Below are 17247 nucleotides of genomic sequence, written 5' to 3' on the forward strand. Positions count from 1 at the left end.
TCACTCTGTGGTGGCCAGGCGCTCGAGCGCCGCGGCCAGGTGGTCGATGTCGGACTGCGGGGTGAGTTCGGTGACGCACACCAGCAGGAGGTGCTCGCCGACGGCGACGCCGGGTTCGAATCCGTCACGGCGCAGGGCGTCGATCACTCCCCGGGCGGTCAGTCCCGTGCCCGACAGGTCGAGCGTGAACTCGCGCAGGTGCAGGGCCCCGTCGCCGAGTTCGATGCCGGGGATGGCGGACAGCATGTCCTGCGCGTAGCGGGTGCGCGCCAGCAGGGACTCACCGAGCTCGGCCATGCCCAGCGGACCCATCAGCGCCAGGTACACCCCCGCGGCGATCCCCCAGAGGGCGGCAGCGGTGCCCACCCATTCCTTGCCCTCTTCGCGCAGCGCGAAGGAGGTGCGGTCGTAGGCCACGTCGCCGAAGCCGTACTCCCCCGCAACATCGGTGGAGGCCAGCCCGAACAACCGCGACGGCATCTCCATGACGAAGCGCTCGTCGTCGTGCACGGCGATGAAGCCGCCGTGCGCCCCTCCGAACCACGCGTGCAGCCCGAGCGACTGGATGTCTCCGGCGACGATGTCCGCGCCCTGCTCCGCGGGCGGGGTGAGCACGCCGTATCCGATCGGATCCGTCCCGACCACCAGGAGGGCACCGGCTGCATGAGCCGCACGCGCGAGTTCCGGGAGCGCGGCCTCGACGGCACCGGTCACGCTGGGGGTCTCGACCCACACGGCCGCCGTGTCGGCATCGAGCGCGGCCGTGATCGCTGCGACGTCAGCCGTGCCGTCGGCGCGCGCCACGTCGACGAGCTCCAGGTGGGCCGAGACGAAGTCGGCGACCTTGCCGAGCTTCTCGGGCAGGACGTCGCTCGCCACGAGAACACGCGAACGTCCGGTGATGCGCCCCGCCATCGCGATGGCGGTGGCGGTGGCCTGGAACCCGTCGTAGGTCGGCACGTTCACGACATCCATCGCGAGCAGCTCAGCCATCAGCGACTGGTACTGGAACAGCGCCTGGAACCGGCCATGGTCCTCGTACGGCTCCCCCGCGTACGCGGTGAGGAACTCGCTGCGTCCGATCACCTCGTCCACGACGGCCGGGACGAAATGCGCGTAGGTGCCGTGGCCGAGGAAGCTGCGTCGCTCTCCCAGCGTCCGGTTGCGGCCGAGCAGGGTGCGGGCGTGACGGACGAGGTCCTGCTCGGCCGGCAACGCCTCCGGCAGGTCCAGCGGACGGTCCAACCGCAGCGCAGCGGGGATGTCGGCGTAGAAGTCCTCGACGGATTCGGCCCCGACCGCGGCGAGCATCGCCGCTTTCGTGGCCGGAGCCGTATTCGGAATGTAGGGGTGCACGAACGGTGTCGTCATCAGGTCCTTCATTCATCGTGCGTCCGGAGCGGACGTCGGTTCTGAGTCCGCGAACGGACGGGAGGGACGCGGTCAGTCCGCGAGGGTCAGGAAGGGAACGGGCCCGGTTCGAGGGGTGCGCAGCACTGCGACGCCGTACCGCTCGAGGGTGATGGCGCCCTCGCGAATTTCACCACCCAGCAGATCCACGGCTGCGGCCGGGACGTTCACGCGCAGGGGCGTCGTACCGTGGTTGATCGCGAAGGTCCAGTCGGTGTCCTGGTCAGAGCGAGTGACCACATCCAGGTCACCGGCCGTGCGTTCGCGCACGGGGAGCTCCGCGTCGGACAGCACGGCGCGCATCACCGCACTCAGCCCGTCATCGTCAAGCATCGCCGACACGTACCAGGCAGAACCCGAGCCGTGGGAGTTGCGGGTGATGGCGGGGCGTCCCGCGAGTTCCCCGGTGCCGTACTGTGCGCGCACCTGCGTGGCTTCGCCGGCCTCGATCCACTCGCTCCAGTGCGCGACGCCGAGCGGTACCGCGTCGAACTGCACCTGCTCGGTGAGCCCGTCGGCGATGGGCCAGACTTCGTCCACCTCGATACCCAGCAGATCCCGGAGCGGGCCGGGAGCCCCGCCGGGGTGGACGGCCTCGTTCGGATCGACGACTCCGGAGAACGGCCCGACGGCCACGGTCCCGCCGGCGGCGACGAAGGCCTCCAATGCCCTGGCCTGCTCGTCCGTGGCCACGTAGAGGTTGGGCACGAGCACCACGTCGTAGCGGTCGAACGGCCCCGTGGCGCGAACCGCATCGACCGGCTGGCCGAGTACGAAGCTCGCCGCCGCCCACGCGCGCACCTGGCTCGCCCAGCTGAGCCGCTGGGACGGCAGCGATTCGATCGCCGTCTCGCCCCACCAGGAGTCCCAGTCCACGACGACCGCGACCCGGGCGCGCACCCGCGATCCGCGAATCTCCGCGAGCGCACGGAGCTCGCGTCCGAGTGCGCGCGTCTCGCGGAAAGTCCGCGAGCGCTCTCCGCGATGCCCGAGCATCGCGGAGTGGAACTTCTCCTGGCCGTACTGCGCCTGACGCCACTGGAAGAACATCGCCCCGTCGGATCCGTGGGCGATGGCCTGCAGGCTGTCCGAGCGCATCTTGCCCGGTGCCTTGGGAACATTCACGTCCCGCCAGCTGACGGCGCTGGCCGACTGCTCCAGCAGCAGCCAGGGAGCCCCGTCCTTGAGCGAGCGCATCAGTCCGTAGTTCAGGGCGGCGCCCCGGTGGGAGGTGGGATCGGCGGGGTCGGGGTAGGCGTCGTCCGTGACGATGTCCTCGGCCTCTGCGAAGCGCCAGTAGTCGAGCTCCCGGAACATGCTCATGAAGTTGGTGGTCACCGGGATATCGGGCGTGACCTCCCGCAGCACGTCCACCTCGGCGCGGAACAGCTCCAGCAGCGCATCCGAGGAGAACCGCTCGAAGTCCAGCAGCTGCGTGGGGTTGATCGGTCCCGGAGCCCGCTTGGGAGTCTCGATGTGCTCGAAGTCCGGATAGCGCTGGCCCCACACGCCCACACCCCAGGCCTGGTTCAGTGCCTCGATGGAGCCGTAGCGCTCGGCCAGCCATCGCCGGAAGTGCCGGTCGGATTCCGGGCACCAGCACCGTGCGGTGTGATCGCCGTACTCATTGGACACATGCCACATCACGACGGCCGGGTGAGTGCCGTAGCGCTCGGCCATCGCGCGTGCCATCCGGGCGACGTGCGCGCGCCAGATCGGCGACGAGGGGCAGTACACCTGACGGGAGCCGAAAGCCAGCGGCAGACCGCGGTCGTCCGACGGCATCATCTCGGGGTGGGCGCGCAGCAGCCAGGCCGGAGGCGTGGCCGTCGCCGTGGCGAGATCGATCGCGATGCCCCCCTGCCACAGCAGCTCGATGATCCGATCCAGCCAGCCCCACTCGAACTCCCCCGAGCGGACCTCCAGCTGCGGCCAGCTGAAGATCGGCAGGCTCACGATGTTGACGCCCGCGTCACGCATGAGACGGATGTCTTCGTGCCAGGTGGCCTCATCCCACTGATCGGGGTTGTAATCGCCGCCGTAGGCGAGGCCGTCCAGCCGCAATCCACGGGCGGTGTGCTGCGTGCTCACGAGGGCTCCTCTCTGATGTCCTGTGCTCATCCTACCGTGCACTGTATTCTGTATACAAGATATTTTTACTCCGAGATCGCCCGCCTGCCCGTAGGCTGGCGAGCGAAACGGGGTCATGCCGGAGGAGGAATATGGCCATCGAACGGAAGAACCTGCGCTCGCAGGTGCGTGACGAACTGCTCGAGCGCATGCGCTCCGGCGCGGTCGCCCCCGGTGAGGGGATCAACGAGGTCCAGCTGGCCACGGAGCTCGGCGTGAGCCGCACCCCCTTGCGGGAGGCGCTGATCGCGCTGGAGAGCGAGGGGCAGATCACCAGCGAGAACGGCAAGGGTTTCCGCTTCGCGCCGTTCAGCGTTCAGGAGTTCCAGGATCTCGCACCGGTGATGGCCGCGTTGGAGAGCCTCGCACTGGAGCTGACCCCCGCCGAGGCCCTGCCGGCCCTCGGCGAGCGACTCGCCGCCCTGGCGGCGGAGTTCGACGCCGACGTGGCCGAGCACGGGCTGATCATCAAGAACGACGACCAGTGGCACGAGGTGATGCTCTCGGCCTGCCCCAACCGTCCGCTGCTCGATGTGATCGAGAGCGTGCGGGCATCCATCCACCGCTATGAGTCGCTGCTGGTGCCCGAAGGGGAGCTCGTCGGCCGCGTGGCGTCGGAGCACGCCGACATCGCGCGTCATCTGATCGCGGGTGACGTGGCCCAGGCCACCGCGGCGCTGCGCACCAACTGGATGAACGGGAACCGGCGCATCGCCGACAACGCATCCAGCCCCTACTTCAGCGCCTGACGAGGATTCGCACGCACACGGCTCTCCCGCCGGCTCCGAAACGGAGCCGGCGGGAGAGAGCTCAGCGACCGGTGAGGGCCACCGCATTGTCGATGAACAGCGCGGCGGACCAGGCGAAAGCCGTGGTCGCTCGTGGAGCCTTCTCCCCCGTCTCGGGATTGAAGTACTCGTGCGGGCCGCCGGCGTGGATGACGAGTGCGGCGATACGCTCACGGATCTCCCGCGCGAGCTCGGCACGACCGGATCGTTCCAGGCCCTCCGCGACCAGCAGCGTGGTGTTCACCCACACCGGCCCTCGCCACATGCGCGTGGGCGAATAGTCCGGATCCGACAGCGCCACGGTCGGGATGACCCACGGCGCGGCATACCGCGCGGGGTCCTCGATCGCGGCCACCAGTTCGGACACCACCGCCTCCGGCAGCGTTCCGGTGAACAGCGGGATCAGCCCCACCACGGTGTCACTGACGATCGGCTCACCCGCGCCCCAGGCCACGAACCGGCGCAGCTGGGGGTCCCACAGCCGCAGCAGGCGTTCCGCCGTGCGATCGGCGCGCCGGCGCAGTTCCTCGGTGTCCGCGGCTTCCGGCGCGTATCGATCCCAGAGGTCTGCGAGCTCCCGATCCTGCTGGACCAGGTACGCCGCGAGGTCCGGGGCCGTGGTGGGGATGGGCCCGTCGAACACCGGGCTGTCGTCCAGGCCGGAGGAGTACGGGTGGCCGTACTCCGGGAGCCCGTCGTGGTCCAGGTCGCTGTCGCGCAGCCACCACTCCTGACTGGCCGCCACCACGGGAAGGACACGTCGCGCCCACTGCGGATCGTCCTCGGCCTCCAGCACCGCGCGTACCGCCCATGCCGCCAGCGGCGGCTTGGTGAGCGGCACCGGTGCGGTGGGATCGGCGATCGCGGAGCCCGCACGACGCAGGTTCTCACGATCGCCTTCGGGCAGGTCGTCGCTGGAGGCCAGCACGCCGTGCTCGTGGACCACGTCCGGCAGCTGGCCGGTGGGCGTCGGAAAGGCGAACACGATGTCCAGCTGTTCGCGCGCGAGAACCGGATCGCCGTGTCGCAGCCCGCGAGCGATGAAGTAGGCGTCCCACTGCCAGGCGCCGACGTAGCCGATCTTCGACGGCACGACGGCACGCGAGCCCGGCATGCTCGGGATCTCCACGATGTTCGCTCCCAGCACCCACCAGCAGAACGCGGCCATCTCCTGCAGGTCGTCGCGCACGACCGGAAGCTTTGCGAACCAGCCGTCCCACGCCGCCTGCGTGGCGGCGAGCGCAGCGTCGTGGGCATCGGCGGCGGACAGCCGCAGCGAGCGATCCGTGCCGATCGCGATGCGCAGACCGGCGGAGCCGTCGTGTTCGACCCTCTCCCCCGCCTCGGTCACCGCCACGATGCCGGCGCCGCCGCGCAGCGACAGGGCACCGGCGCCGTCGAACGTCAGTGTGGCCGCCCCGCCGCCGAACTCGATGCGATCCACGCGAACCGCGGTGATCGGCAGCGCGGCGCCTGCCCCGTCGTGCACCGAGAGGCTCTGGAGGACACGGCACTCGTCGCGACTGCGCTCGTACTCCGAGGTGTGCACACTCACGGCGTCCTCGCCACGACGGAACACCATGATCCGCGACGAGGGCAGCGTGAACGGTGCGCGATCCAGATCCAGCAGACGCGCCGCGAGATCGGCGGCGCTCATCGCCCACCCAGCCCGGACGCGGCCATGCTGTTGAGGATCCGGCGCTGACCGATGACGAACGCGATCAGCATAGGCACCGTGGCGATCGCCGACGCCGCCATCACGAGTCCGTAGTTCACCGACCCGAACTGACCGCGGAAGCTGGAGAGCAGCAGCGGCACCGTGAACAGGTCCGGGGTGTTCACCAGCACGAGCGGGAACAGGAAGCTGTTCCAGACGTCCAGCGCCACGATGATGCTGAGTGCACCGAGGCCCGGCTTGAGGTTGGGCAGGATCACGCTCCAGAAGGTCCGCCACCGACCGGCGCCGTCGACCACCGCCGCCTCTTCCAGCTCCTTCGGCAGCGCGAGCACGAACTGACGCATCAGGAACACCGCGAACGGGTTGACGAGCATCGCCGGCACCAGCAGCGCCAGATGGGAGTCCACCCACCCCAGCTGAGCCATCAGCAGGTAGAACGGAATGAGCGTGACCTGCTTGGGGATCATCTGCGTGGCCAGGAACAGCACGAAGATCACCTTCGAGCCCCGGAACCGGATGCGTGCGAACGCGTAGCCGGCCATCGAGGCGGTGAGCAGCGTCCCGATCACCGACAGCACGCAGATGTAGATGCTGTTGAGGTACGCCTGTGCGAACGGCATGGCGTTCCACGACTCGGCGTAGTTGCTGAACGTCCACGGGTCCGGAAGGAGCTCAAGCGGACGCCGCAGCAGTTGCGGCAGCGTCTTGAACGAGGTCAGCAGCATCCACAGGAACGGCGCCACCATCGCGATGCCGCCGAGGGCGAGCAGCGTGTGCAGGATGATCGTGGAGGCGCGTCGGCGGGTGCCGCTTCCCTTGCGGGCGCGGCGCGCGAAACCGGGCGCCGTGATGGTCATCGTGGCGTCCTCGGGGCGGGTGGGGCGCGCGAGGGTGGGCGCGGTCTCGGTCATGATGCCTCGTCCTCGTAGTGCACGAACTTCTTCTGGGCGGCGAACTGCAGCGCCGTGATGATCAGCGTCAGAATCAGCAGGATCACCGATGCCGCGCTGGACAGCCCGAACTGGAACTTCCCGAAGCCGAGGTCGTAGATGTGGTACACGATCGTCCGCGTCGCGTTGTCCGGCCCCGCATCGGAGGTCAGGATGAAGACGGTGTCGAAGGTCTGCAGCGACGAGATGAACGCGATGATCGAGGAGAAGAAGACGATCGGCGACAGCAGCGGCAGGCGGATGTTGAGGAACAGTCGCACGGGTCCGGCACCGTCGAGCTTGGCGGCTTCGATCACCGAAGGCGAGATGTTCTGGAGGCCCGCCAGGAAGATGATCACGTTGAGACCGAGCGACGACCAGATGGTCACGATGCACACCGCGATGAGCGCCAGGCGGGGGTCGCCCAGCCAATCCGGCGGGGTGATGCCGAAGACGGCGCCGATCGCGCTGGAGAGCATCCCGTCGGCGCGGAAGATCTGCTGCCAGATCATCGCGACCGCCACCGTCGAGGTGACCACCGGCGCGAAGAACATCACCAGGTAGAGGGTGCGCGTGCGCAGCTTCTCCAGCGCCACCGCGACGATCACCGCCAGCAGCAGGCCGATCGGGACCGTGATGATCGCGATCAGCAGCGTGTTGACGATTGCCTTGCCGAGGAGCGGGTCGGCGAGCTGGGTGGTGAAGTTGTCCAGTCCCACCCACTCCAGGGCGGTGAGGCCGTCCCACTTCGCGAAGGCGAGCACCAGGCTCGCCAGGAACGGCAGCAGGATGAACAGCGCCATGCCCGCCACCTGCGGCGCGATGAAGACGTATCCCCATCGCCGATCACGACGCCGCCACCGCGGCTCGCGCCGCGGGGCGGGGGTCGCACCGGAAGCGACGGCTCCCGGTGCGACCTGCCCGATGCTGCTCATCACTTCGCGGCTTCCACCTTGGCGGCGACCTCGTCGAGCGTCTCCTGCGCAGACTGCTTGCCCTGGTAAAGCTTCAGGAAGATGTCCGAGACCTCGGTGGACAGACCCGGCACCGTCGCCTCGGTCGGATAGTCCTCGAAGCCGATGTCGCGCATGTCGAGGAAGGTCTGGGCGTGCGCGGGGTAGTCACCTTCGAGCACCACCTCGTCGGCGCCCTTGATCGAAGGAACCGCGTTGCCGCCGCCCTGCAGGCGGAAGACCTGACCCTCGGCGGAGAGGAACTCCGTCCAGAAGGTGAAGGCGGCGTCCTTGTTCTTGGTGGCCTTATTGATGGCCAGGTAGCTCACCGCGACGCCGGTGGGCGCGGCCTTGCCGTCCGGAGTCGGCCAGCGAACGATGTCGTACGCCTCGGTATCCCCGGCGGACTTCACGGTTCCGATCGTGTACCGCCCCTGCACGAAGAAGCCGGACTTGTGGCTGACGAACACGCTGTCCGCACCCGCACCCTCCGGAAGGGTGTCGGCCACGACGAAGCGGCCGTCCTGGAAGTAGTCGCCGAGCGTCTGGACCGCGTCGACCGTCTTCTTGTCGCTGTTCGCCACGAACGCACCGGAATCGTCGAACGCCGTGCCGCCCTGCGCGGAGATCCAGCTGTAGTGGGTCGCCCAGTAGTTCCAGAACATCGACCCCGTGAGCCCTGCCGCCTTGAGCTTGTCGTTCATGGCGAGGAAGGTCTCCGTGGTCCACTTGTCGGCTGCGGCGAGTTCAGCCGGGTCCTCGGTGATACCGGCGGCGCGGAGGGCTTCCTTGTCGTACCAGAGCACGTCCGGGTTGGAGTCGTTGGGCGCGGCGTAGTACTCACCGTCGCGCTCTGCGGCGCCGAACAGTCCGGGGAAGAAGTCGTCGGGCTTGGTCTTGCTGTCCGCGCTGTTCATGAGGTCCGTGAGCGGCATGAGCACGTCGGAACTCACGAACTGGCCGATCTTGTCGTCCCCGATGTAGAAGACGTCCGGAGCTGTGCGGCTGGTGAGCTGTGCCAGCAGCTTGGAGTGGTAGTCGCCGTATCCAGCCACCGGCTGCAGCTTCACCGTGATGTCGGGGTGGCGCTCCATGAACTCCTTGTTGAATTCCTCGTAGCGCGTGAGCTCCTCCGGGGTGCCCCACGTGGACCAGACCACCGTCTTGCCGTCGGACGCTCCGCCGGCGTTGCCGCCCGAGCATGCGGTGACGCCGAACACGACCGCGGCGACGGCGGCGATGGCGCCGATGCGGCGCGTTGTCGTGGTGAATCGGGCCATGGCCCTACCTCTTTCTCTTCGTTGCGAAAGGCGACGCGTCGGATGAACGTCCATATCGTATTTTGTATACAGAATGCGCCGATGTCAATGGCGATCAGCCCTTGACCGCCCCGCCCAGCAGTCCCGCGACGAACTGCTTCTGGAAGATGAGGAACAGCAGCATCAGCGGGATCGTGGCCAGGAGTGAGCCGAGCATCAGTCCGGAGTAGTCCACCCGCGACATGCCGATCATCGTGTTCAGCGCCACCGGCACGGTGTAGTTGTCCTCCGTGTTCAGCATGAGCAGCGGCCAGATGAACGAGTTCCACTGGCTGATGAAGGTGTAGATCACCAGCGCGGCGATCTGGGGCTTCGCGATCGGCAGCACGATCCGGTAGAACGTCTTCAGTTCGCCGGCGCCGTCGATACGTGCGGCCTCGATGAGCGAGGCCGGGAAGTCGAGGAACCCCTGCCGCATCAGGAAGATGCCGAACGCGTTGGCCAGGAACGGCAGGATCACCGCCTGATAGGTATCGATCAGTCCCGCCGACGCCATGATCTGGAACAGCGGAACGAGCAGCACCTGCATCGGGATCATCATCGTCACGAGGATGACGCCGAGCAGCACGCCGCGCCCCCGGAACCGATAGGTCGCCAGCCCGTAGCCGCACATGATGGAGATCAGAGAGCTGAACACCGTGTAGACGATGGCGATGCCCAGGCTGTTGACCATCACGCGACTGAAGTGCACCTCGCTCTCCAGGCGCGCCAGGTTCTCCCAGAGATCCCCGCCGGGCAGTACGGGCAGCGGTGTCCCGAAAAGGGCCGAGGTGGGATGGGTGGAGGCGATGATCATCCAGAGGAACGGGATGATCGAGATCACCGACGCGATGATCAGCAGCACATATCCGGGCACATGCGCGAGCGCGCGGGCCAGCCGGGAGCCGCTTCCCGCCGGCCGCGTGCGCGGTGTGCGCCCGCCGGTGACGATGCGCTGTGTGACGAGATGGGTCACGGCTTCTCCCTCATGATGCGGAACTGGATGACGGCGATGATCGCGGTGAGGAGCACGAGCATCCACGCGATCGCGGACGCGTAACCGAAGTCGAACTGACGGAAACCGACCTTGTAGAGGTAGAGCACCGGCGTGAGGGTGGCATCGTTCGGACCTCCCTGGGTGAGGATGTAGTTCTCGTCGAACAGCTGCAGCGCGCCGATCGTCGAGGTCACCGAGGTGAAGATGAGGACCGGCCGCAGCTGCGGCAGCACCACGTGCCAGAACGTCTGCCACTTGCCCGCGCCGTCGATCCGGGCAGCCTCGTACAGCTCGGCGGGCACCGCCTGCAGTCCGGCGAGGATGATGACCATGTTGTAGCCGGTCCACCGCCAGGTGATCGCCGCGATCACGGCGACCTTGGCCCACCACTCGTTGTTCAGCCAGTCCACCGGAGCGATGCCGAACACTCCGATGATCTGGTTGACGGCGCCGCCGTCGGTCGTCAGCAGCACCCGGAACACCACCGAGTAGGCGACGAGTGTGGTGACGGCCGGCAGGAAGGTGAGGAGGCGGAAGCCGGAGCGGAACCGCAGCCACGACTGGTTGAGCAGGTACGCCAGACCGACCGCGAGCGCGATCATGACGGGCACCTGGAGCACCAGGATGATGCCGGCGTTCAGCAGGCTCTTACCCACGAGCGGATCGCGGAAGAGGCGCACGTACTGCTCGACGCCGACGAAGGTGGACTCTCCTCCGGCCGTCTGGAAGAAGCTCTGCCAGAGTGACGCGATCAGCGGATAGGCGAAGAAGATGCCGAGCAGAGCGGCCGCCGGCAGGACGAACCAGACACCCGCGCGCTGGGGGCGCCAGCGGCGCCCCGCTCCGCGCCCCCGGCGCGAAACGGGGGCCGGGATGCTCGCCATCACGGCTGCGCGATCTCGCGTCCGGTGGCCGTGGCCAGCTGCTGTGCCGCATCGGCGAGCACGCTCTTCGGGTCCGCTCCGTTCAGCACGGCGGCCGTCACGGCGTTGGCGACGATGTCCGTTGCCTGCGCGCTGTCGGAGGTGTAGACGATCGGCGGGATCTGGGCCGTCAGCTCGGCGAAGGTCTCGTACACGGGCGCACCGCCGAAGTACTCCACCGGCTGCTGGAAGTAGTCGGACTGCAGGGCGGGCAGGTAGGCGGGGAACAGCCCCTCCTCCTTCATCATCGACACCTGGTTGTCGGTGTCGGCGAGTGCGTACTTCACGAAGGCAGCGGCCAGGTCGGGATTCTTCGCCTGCGTCGGGATGGCGAGGCCCGATCCCCCGCTGTTCGAGGTGCGCACGCCTCCCGCGTCGAACGCCGGGAGGGGCAGCACTCCGTAGGATCCGGCGAGCTCCGGGGCATCGCCCTGCAGCGTGCCGATCCACCACACCGCCTCGGGCGTGACCGCGGAATCGCCGTCCTTGGCGCTGGTCACGCGTCCATCCCAGCCGCGGACGTTCTTGATGAGCCCGGCGGCGTTCATCTCCGTCATCATCGTGAGCACGCGGACGGCCTCCGGCGAGTCGATCGTGATCTCGCCCTCGGCATTGAAAAGCCCCTGGCCCAACTGCTGCAGGTACATCTGGAATCCGCCACCGGTGGACAGGTCCGTGGACAGGAGCGTGTGTCCGGTCTTGTCCTTGATGGTCTTACCCAGGGCGATCAGATCATCCCAGGTCTCGGCCGTGGACAGGTCGACACCGGCGGCCTCGGCGTAGTCAGTGCGGTAGAACAGCGCGACGGTGCCGGAGTCCCACGGCGCGATGCGCAGCGACCCCTCGTCGTTCGATCCGACACTCCACTTGAAGGGGTCGAAGTCGGCCTTCTGCTCCCCCAGCACGGGGGTCAGGTCGGTGAGCCCCTTCGGGAACTGGGTGATGTATCCCGGGGCGGCATCCGATTCGATGGTGATCACGTCCGGAAGACCGGTGCCCGCCTGCAGCCCGACGGAGATCTTGTCGTAGGCGTTGTCATAGCCCACGTCCACCACCTTCACCGTGGTGCCCGGGTGCTCCGCCTGGAAGGACTCGGCGATCCGCGTGAGCGCGGTGGCGCCGACGTCCCACGACCAGACGGTGATTTCGCCGGACACCTCCGCGTCGGCGTTCAGGGTGGCACCGGCGCTGCCGCCACCACCGCCCATGGCACATCCGGACAGGGACAGGGTGAGCGCTGCTCCGAGAGCGATCGCGGACCGCATCTTCATGGGGGGACTCCTTTGTCGACGAAACGCGACGCCGTCATCCGCTTCCCGCGGCTTCATCGTCGCGTATTCTGTATACAGAATACGCGACGATCGCGCAAGGCTCCCTCCGAGATCGTCGACCCGGTTCACAAGACGGCCGGTAGTCTGGCTCTTTCACGACACCGGGGGCATCATGATCATCTTCGGCACGCGGGGCACCGCGAAGTTCCTCGCTGCACTGTTCACCATGTGCGGCTTCTGCCGCGCGACAGCCGCGCAGCGCCTATACCGCCGGCGCACGTGGTTCACCCTCTTCTTCATCCCGATCTTCCCGTTCGGGCATGGGAAGTACGTGCTGCAGTGCGCCAACTGCGGTGAGCAGTCCGAGCTGCCTCGTGACGTCGCGGAGCGCTTCCAGGTCGACGCCGCGCAGCAGCAGGCGGCACGGCAGGCGGCGGAGTCGACGATCGCGCCCGCACCCTCCTCCGACGCCTCCTGACACGACACCGGCCGCAGCATCCGTGAGGACGCTGCGGCCGGTGTCGTCGATCAGTCCGCGCGCGCGATCAGTCGCGCACGGTCCGTGCCCGAAGGCGGGCCAGCAACACGACGCCGGCCGCGGCCAGCAGCAGGGAGATCACTCCCGCTGCCGTCCAGGGCGATCCGTCGATGCCGGTGGAGGGAAGTCCTCCCGCGGGCGGCGTCGCGGCCGGGACGCTGCCGCCCGGGGTGACGCCCGGGCCCGCGGTCACGGTCGCACCGGGGGTCGACGTCGCGGTTCCCGTCGGCTCCGGGGTTTCCGTAGGTGCCGAGGTTTCGGTCGGTGCGGGGGTTTCCGTGGGTGCCGGCGTTTCGGTCGGGTCTGGCGTCTCCGTCGGGTTCGGCGTTTCCGTCGGGTCCGGCGTTTCCGTCGGTGCCGGCGTCTCCGTCGGGTCCGGCGTCTCCGTCGGGTCCGGCGTCTCCGTCGGGTCCGGCGTCTCCGTCGGCGTCGGCGTCTCCGTCGGGGTCGTGCTCGGCGTCGGCGTGCTCGCGAGCGCCACCGTGACGGTGATGCTGTCGGACACCCCTTCCACCCGCGTGCTGCTGGCGGTGATCCGGTACTCGCCCACGGCGGCGTCGGCAGCCACGTGCAGCACGCCCGACTCGTCGATGGTCAGCGCAGATTCAGCCGCTGCCCGGAGGGCGGAGCGGGCCACTGCCGTGCTGACCTCGGCGACGCTCCACGCCACGTCACGACCCCAGTCGTCGGTCACCGGATACGGCGCGGCACCGGTGACGTCCACGGTGATGGGCGCGGTGGCTCCCGGGGCGAGCTCCGATTCCGTCATCGTCAGCGCGATCGATTCCGGACGCGGATGCGTGGTCACCACCTGCTCGGGCCGCAGTTCGTTCGGGTTCGTGATACCGCTCGGCAGCTGGATGCCGCCGGGGAACCGGTACGTGTCGGGCGGGCTGGTGGGACCGTAGTTGCGGGGGTCGTCATCCCAGCCGGTGACCACCAGGTCCACGCTCGACCCGTCGTCGAGTGTGGCTGTGACGACACCGGGCATGCCGAGCTCGCTGCGGGACAGCCCCACGGGGACGTCCATCGGAGCGAGATCCACGAGGCTCACCACGTGGAGTGCGACCACGCGCACCACGGCGACCACGGGGGCGGAGATCCCCGCGGCGCGACCGAGGAAGGAGTGCTCCCCCTCGCTCTGCACCTGATCCGCCGTGATCTCCGGCCACGTCACCGGGACCTCGGCGGTCTCGCCGTTCGAGTAGGTCACGGTGACCGTCTCGGGAAGCACCGGAACCTCACCGGGCGCCACATCGACCGCCACCGGGCTGATCGAGGACACGAACACCTCGGACAGATGCAGCGAAGGTGCGAGCGCCGTCTCGGACATCGTGAACCCCGCCGGCAGGTTCGCCGGCAGCGTGAGCTTGCCCGCGCCGTAATCGGCGAACGCCTGCTTGGCGCCGAGGATCGAGAACGCATCGAATCCGGCGTTGTCGCGGTTGTAGTTGGGGATGGCGCTCGCCGGGATGTCGATCGCGAAGCTGATCGGGCCGGAATCAGCCGGGAGGGAGCGGATGTAGTCCGCGACGTCCAGGTCGATGGCGTTGCCGTTGTCGATGATCTGGCCGTTGGTGAACGCCTGGTGCGACACCGGGACGAGCTCGTCGTAGGACGGGATTCCCTCGTTCGCGGAGTAGTCGGCGTGCGCGTAGCGCGAGATCTCCGCACCCAGGGGCGCGTTGTTCCACGTGAGCGTCGACGAGGTCCAGGTGGGCTCGGTGGCGTACACGTCCGCGGTGAAGGCGGTGTTGCGCAGGCGCTCCGCGTCGCTGCCGCCCGCTCCGGTCCACGCGTCGTACCGCGAGACGTAGAGGCGGATCGATGCGGACTTCACAGCGGCCAGATCGCCCTCGTAGGAAGACGGGTCGAACTGCACGTAGATCCGACGGGTGAATCCCGCCGAGGCCGCGTTCTTCAGCTTCAGCACCAGGTTGTTGGACATCGAGACGCCGAACGGGAACTTGTACTTGTCGCCGGCCGCCGGAGCGGTGCTCGTACCCGCCTGCGTTCCCATCGCCGTGGTTCCCGATCCGCGCTGCACGAAGCTCGCGTCCAGGGCAACGGAATCGCCCTGTGCGGTACCAGCGCCGAGCTCGCCCACGACCGTGACGGTGGCCTCGATCGCGGCGCTGGGCGTGCCGCCCACGGTTCCGGTCGCTGTGATGGTGCCGGCCGCACGATAGCTCTCGCCCGGGATCAGATCCCAGGTCACGGGCCGCTTCTCGGTGCGCTCGGTGGTGTTGGCGCCGGCGGTCTCGCGCACCGTCACCTGGAGCACGTCGGGCAGGGTCGGGTACACGCCGGCGGCGGTGCGCACGGAGACCTCAGGAAGCACGAGCGTCGCGACCGTCTTCACCTGCGACACCTGGTGTGCGCCGATGTCGAGACCGACGCCGGCGGTGTTCGCACCGAAGAAGTCCTCGGACGGACCGCCTGTGATCGCGGTTCCCGCCGTGACGGCGGGGCTGGTCGACGCGATCTGGAAGAGCGATGCCCGCTCGCGGAGCCGCTCGCGCGAGGTGAAGTCGGCGATGCGGTCGGTGGCGTCGTCGAACGTCGTGGTCGCCTGGGACGCCAGGCGGGCGACGAGCTGCGGGTCGCCCTCGATGGCGAGCTGCGGGCGGGCGAAGATGTTGCCCGCGGCCTCCATCTTGGCGACGTCGACACCGCTCGCGGCGCTGGCCAGACTCTGCGGCCAGAAGATGTTGTTCTTCATGAGCTTGTCGGGTGAACCGAGTGCGCGCTCGATCGCGTCCTTGCCGTCCGACGGATGCGCCGTGAGGAACTTGAGCGACCCGGCACCCTCCTTCAGCAGGATGTTGTTCCAGAAATAGGCGTTGGTCCCGGAGTTGTCGCCCGAGTTCCCCTCGCCGAACAGCGCCGTGGAGATGCCGTCGCCCACGTACAGGGTGTTGTTGTAGATCTGGGGCATCGCGGAGCCCTCGTTCTTCACCCAGTAGTGGAAGATGCTCTGCTCCTTGTAGGTGTAGCCGCCGCCACCGCCCTTGTCCGCGTTCGTCCCGCGGTTGCCGCCACCATCGTTCGCGGAGATGTTGTAGCGGACGATGGAGTCCTTCTGGTCCGACATGAGCAGCATGAAGCCGCCCGCGTTGTGGTGGCTGTAGTTGTACTGATAGACCACGTTCACGCAGCCGAGGTCGATGTCGTACGCCTCTGCGTCGTTGTAGCCGAACGTGGTTCCGTAGACCTCGTTGTACTGGAACAGGGCGTCGTTGTTGGACATCGACCAGACGCCGGCGAAGTTGCGTGCGCCGTAGTCGGCGTTGGCGGGCCGGACGGCGATGTTGCCCTCCACGAGACCGCCGGAGGCCACCTCGCTCAGCACGATCGCGTCGCCGGAGACGTCCTCCAGGTAGTTGTTCTTGATGCGGATGTCGGACATCGTCTTCTTGAACGAGTTGCTCACCGCCGTGTTCGCGTCAGCCTTGGTGCGGATACCCTCCAGGCCCACGCGCTTGACCACGTTGTTCTCCACGGTCACATCGTGGAAGCCGGTGGACGAGCGCCACTCGCCCGCAGGCAGGAGCACCGTGCCGTCGGGATCCACCCAATGGCCGAGGATGATGATGCCTCCGGTGGCCTTGAGGGCCGGCCCCTGCGAGGCGGGCGGCAGGCCCGGCTGCTGGAAGTACTCCGACTGCACGTCGTGGACGTAGTTGTTCGCGATGCGGATGGAGGTGAAGGTGCGATCCTGCTCGTAACCCATCACGAGGATGCCCGCGCGCTGCGCGTCGCCCGGCTTCTTGTACCCCTCCGGGTTGGAGGCCTCGGGGCTGTTCGTCACCTCCAGGTTCTGGATCTGCCAGTTCTCCTGGTTGACCAGCTGCACGGCACCGGTGATGTAGCGCTTGAAAGTCCCGGTGCCGTACGTGCCGCCACCGTTGATGACCGGGCGCCGCTGTGCCGTGAACGACGCCGTGCCGCCCTCGTCGGTGTAGAGGTCGACCGCGATCGGGGCCTCGGCCGTGCCACTGCCCTTCGGGTGCAGCATCTGGCCGTTCCAGGTGCTGTCGGATTCGAGGAGGATGTGATCCCCCGGCTCGAAGGTGGTGGCGGAAACCTTGGTCAGGCTCTTCCACGCGGTGGCGGGACTGGTGCCGGCGGCGCTGTCGTCACCGGACGCACCGTCGACGTAGTAGGTGGTCCCGGTTGTCGAGGGGCCGATCGAGGTGTACGCCGCCGGTTCCGGTTCGGCGGCGGACGCTGCCGGCGGAGCGGCCACGCCTGGGAGGAAGAGCGCCGCGGACAGGGCCGCGGCGAGAGCCACGCGGGAGAATCTCATTCCAACGCAGTCCTTTCTGTGTG

Annotated in this window: 12 protein-coding genes; 2 read left to right on the top strand and 10 right to left on the bottom strand. The window is 68.1% G+C overall.

Features of this window, described 5'->3' with window-relative positions; translation table 11 throughout:
- Window positions 1–1371: an aminomethyl-transferring glycine dehydrogenase subunit GcvPA gene (gene gcvPA, locus ACIQJ5_RS12105; RefSeq protein WP_402844221.1), complete on the bottom strand. Its 1371-nt coding sequence runs from the start codon at window positions 1369–1371 to the stop codon at window positions 1–3.
- Between the two features lie 72 nt (window positions 1372–1443).
- On the bottom strand, window positions 1444–3501 hold the full coding sequence (locus tag ACIQJ5_RS12110) for a beta-galactosidase (protein ID WP_402844224.1): 2058 nt from the start codon (window positions 3499–3501) through the stop codon (window positions 1444–1446).
- Between the two features lie 131 nt (window positions 3502–3632).
- Here ACIQJ5_RS12110 and ACIQJ5_RS12115 point away from each other — a divergent pair, with 131 nt between their 5' ends.
- On the top strand, window positions 3633–4289 hold the full coding sequence (locus tag ACIQJ5_RS12115) for a GntR family transcriptional regulator (protein ID WP_231091715.1): 657 nt from the start codon (window positions 3633–3635) through the stop codon (window positions 4287–4289).
- 61 nt (window positions 4290–4350) lie between these two features.
- Here ACIQJ5_RS12115 and ACIQJ5_RS12120 read toward each other — a convergent pair whose 3' ends face one another.
- From ACIQJ5_RS12120 to ACIQJ5_RS12150, 7 genes are all read right to left on the bottom strand, one after another.
- A complete protein-coding gene (locus ACIQJ5_RS12120; protein WP_402844228.1) occupies window positions 4351–5985 on the bottom strand; it encodes an amylo-alpha-1,6-glucosidase in 1635 nt (544 codons plus the stop codon).
- The gene (locus tag ACIQJ5_RS12125) at window positions 5982–6917 is read right to left on the bottom strand and encodes a carbohydrate ABC transporter permease (protein ID WP_402844231.1); all 936 of its coding nucleotides are present in this window, start codon (window positions 6915–6917) and stop codon (window positions 5982–5984) included. The genes ACIQJ5_RS12120 and ACIQJ5_RS12125 overlap by 4 nt, the downstream gene beginning before the upstream one ends.
- The gene (locus ACIQJ5_RS12130) at window positions 6914–7870 is read right to left on the bottom strand and encodes a carbohydrate ABC transporter permease (RefSeq protein ID WP_231091712.1); all 957 of its coding nucleotides are present in this window, start codon (window positions 7868–7870) and stop codon (window positions 6914–6916) included. Before ACIQJ5_RS12130 ends, ACIQJ5_RS12125 begins: the two co-directional genes overlap by 4 nt.
- Entirely contained in the window at window positions 7870–9168 is a 1299-nt protein-coding gene (locus ACIQJ5_RS12135) for a sugar ABC transporter substrate-binding protein (RefSeq protein WP_231091711.1), read from the bottom strand. The genes ACIQJ5_RS12130 and ACIQJ5_RS12135 overlap by 1 nt, the downstream gene beginning before the upstream one ends.
- Before the next feature lie 94 nt (window positions 9169–9262).
- The gene (locus ACIQJ5_RS12140) at window positions 9263–10162 is read right to left on the bottom strand and encodes a carbohydrate ABC transporter permease (RefSeq protein ID WP_402844235.1); all 900 of its coding nucleotides are present in this window, start codon (window positions 10160–10162) and stop codon (window positions 9263–9265) included.
- Complete coding sequence (locus ACIQJ5_RS12145; RefSeq protein WP_402844238.1) at window positions 10159–11067, bottom strand: carbohydrate ABC transporter permease; 909 nt, start codon at window positions 11065–11067, stop codon at window positions 10159–10161. The genes ACIQJ5_RS12140 and ACIQJ5_RS12145 overlap by 4 nt, the downstream gene beginning before the upstream one ends.
- Window positions 11067–12377: an ABC transporter substrate-binding protein gene (locus tag ACIQJ5_RS12150; RefSeq protein WP_231091708.1), complete on the bottom strand. Its 1311-nt coding sequence runs from the start codon at window positions 12375–12377 to the stop codon at window positions 11067–11069. The genes ACIQJ5_RS12145 and ACIQJ5_RS12150 overlap by 1 nt, the downstream gene beginning before the upstream one ends.
- A 172-nt stretch (window positions 12378–12549) precedes the next feature.
- Here ACIQJ5_RS12150 and ACIQJ5_RS12155 point away from each other — a divergent pair, with 172 nt between their 5' ends.
- Window positions 12550–12855 carry a zinc-ribbon domain-containing protein gene (locus ACIQJ5_RS12155; protein WP_231091707.1) on the top strand — a complete coding sequence of 102 codons (306 nt, stop codon included), beginning with the start codon at window positions 12550–12552 and terminating at the stop codon, window positions 12853–12855.
- Window positions 12856–12922: 67 nt separating this feature from the next.
- Here the strand turns inward: ACIQJ5_RS12155 and ACIQJ5_RS12160 are convergent, their stop codons facing one another.
- The gene (locus ACIQJ5_RS12160; protein ID WP_402844241.1) at window positions 12923–17224 is read right to left on the bottom strand and encodes an Ig-like domain-containing protein; all 4302 of its coding nucleotides are present in this window, start codon (window positions 17222–17224) and stop codon (window positions 12923–12925) included.
- Window positions 17225–17247: the final 23 nt, after the last annotated feature.

The sequence above is a fragment of the Microbacterium sp. GXS0129 genome (assembly GCF_044769785.1).
Classification (GTDB): domain Bacteria; phylum Actinomycetota; class Actinomycetes; order Actinomycetales; family Microbacteriaceae; genus Microbacterium; species Microbacterium nymphoidis.

Excerpts from the sequence above, each read along its gene's own strand:
- ACIQJ5_RS12145 (WP_402844238.1), bottom strand. The coding sequence starts at position 11,067 with ATGGCGAGCATCCCGGCCCCCGTTTCGCGCCGGGGGCGCGGAGCGGGG.
- ACIQJ5_RS12125 (WP_402844231.1), bottom strand. The coding sequence starts at position 6,917 with ATGACCGAGACCGCGCCCACCCTCGCGCGCCCCACCCGCCCCGAGGAC.
- ACIQJ5_RS12115 (WP_231091715.1), top strand. The coding sequence starts at position 3,633 with ATGGCCATCGAACGGAAGAACCTGCGCTCGCAGGTGCGTGACGAACTG.
- ACIQJ5_RS12160 (WP_402844241.1), bottom strand. The coding sequence starts at position 17,224 with ATGAGATTCTCCCGCGTGGCTCTCGCCGCGGCCCTGTCCGCGGCGCTC.
- ACIQJ5_RS12155 (WP_231091707.1), top strand. The coding sequence starts at position 12,550 with ATGATCATCTTCGGCACGCGGGGCACCGCGAAGTTCCTCGCTGCACTG.
- ACIQJ5_RS12135 (WP_231091711.1), bottom strand. The coding sequence starts at position 9,168 with ATGGCCCGATTCACCACGACAACGCGCCGCATCGGCGCCATCGCCGCC.
- gcvPA (WP_402844221.1), bottom strand. The coding sequence starts at position 1,371 with ATGACGACACCGTTCGTGCACCCCTACATTCCGAATACGGCTCCGGCC.
- ACIQJ5_RS12120 (WP_402844228.1), bottom strand. The coding sequence starts at position 5,985 with ATGAGCGCCGCCGATCTCGCGGCGCGTCTGCTGGATCTGGATCGCGCA.
- ACIQJ5_RS12150 (WP_231091708.1), bottom strand. The coding sequence starts at position 12,377 with ATGAAGATGCGGTCCGCGATCGCTCTCGGAGCAGCGCTCACCCTGTCC.
- ACIQJ5_RS12130 (WP_231091712.1), bottom strand. The coding sequence starts at position 7,870 with ATGAGCAGCATCGGGCAGGTCGCACCGGGAGCCGTCGCTTCCGGTGCG.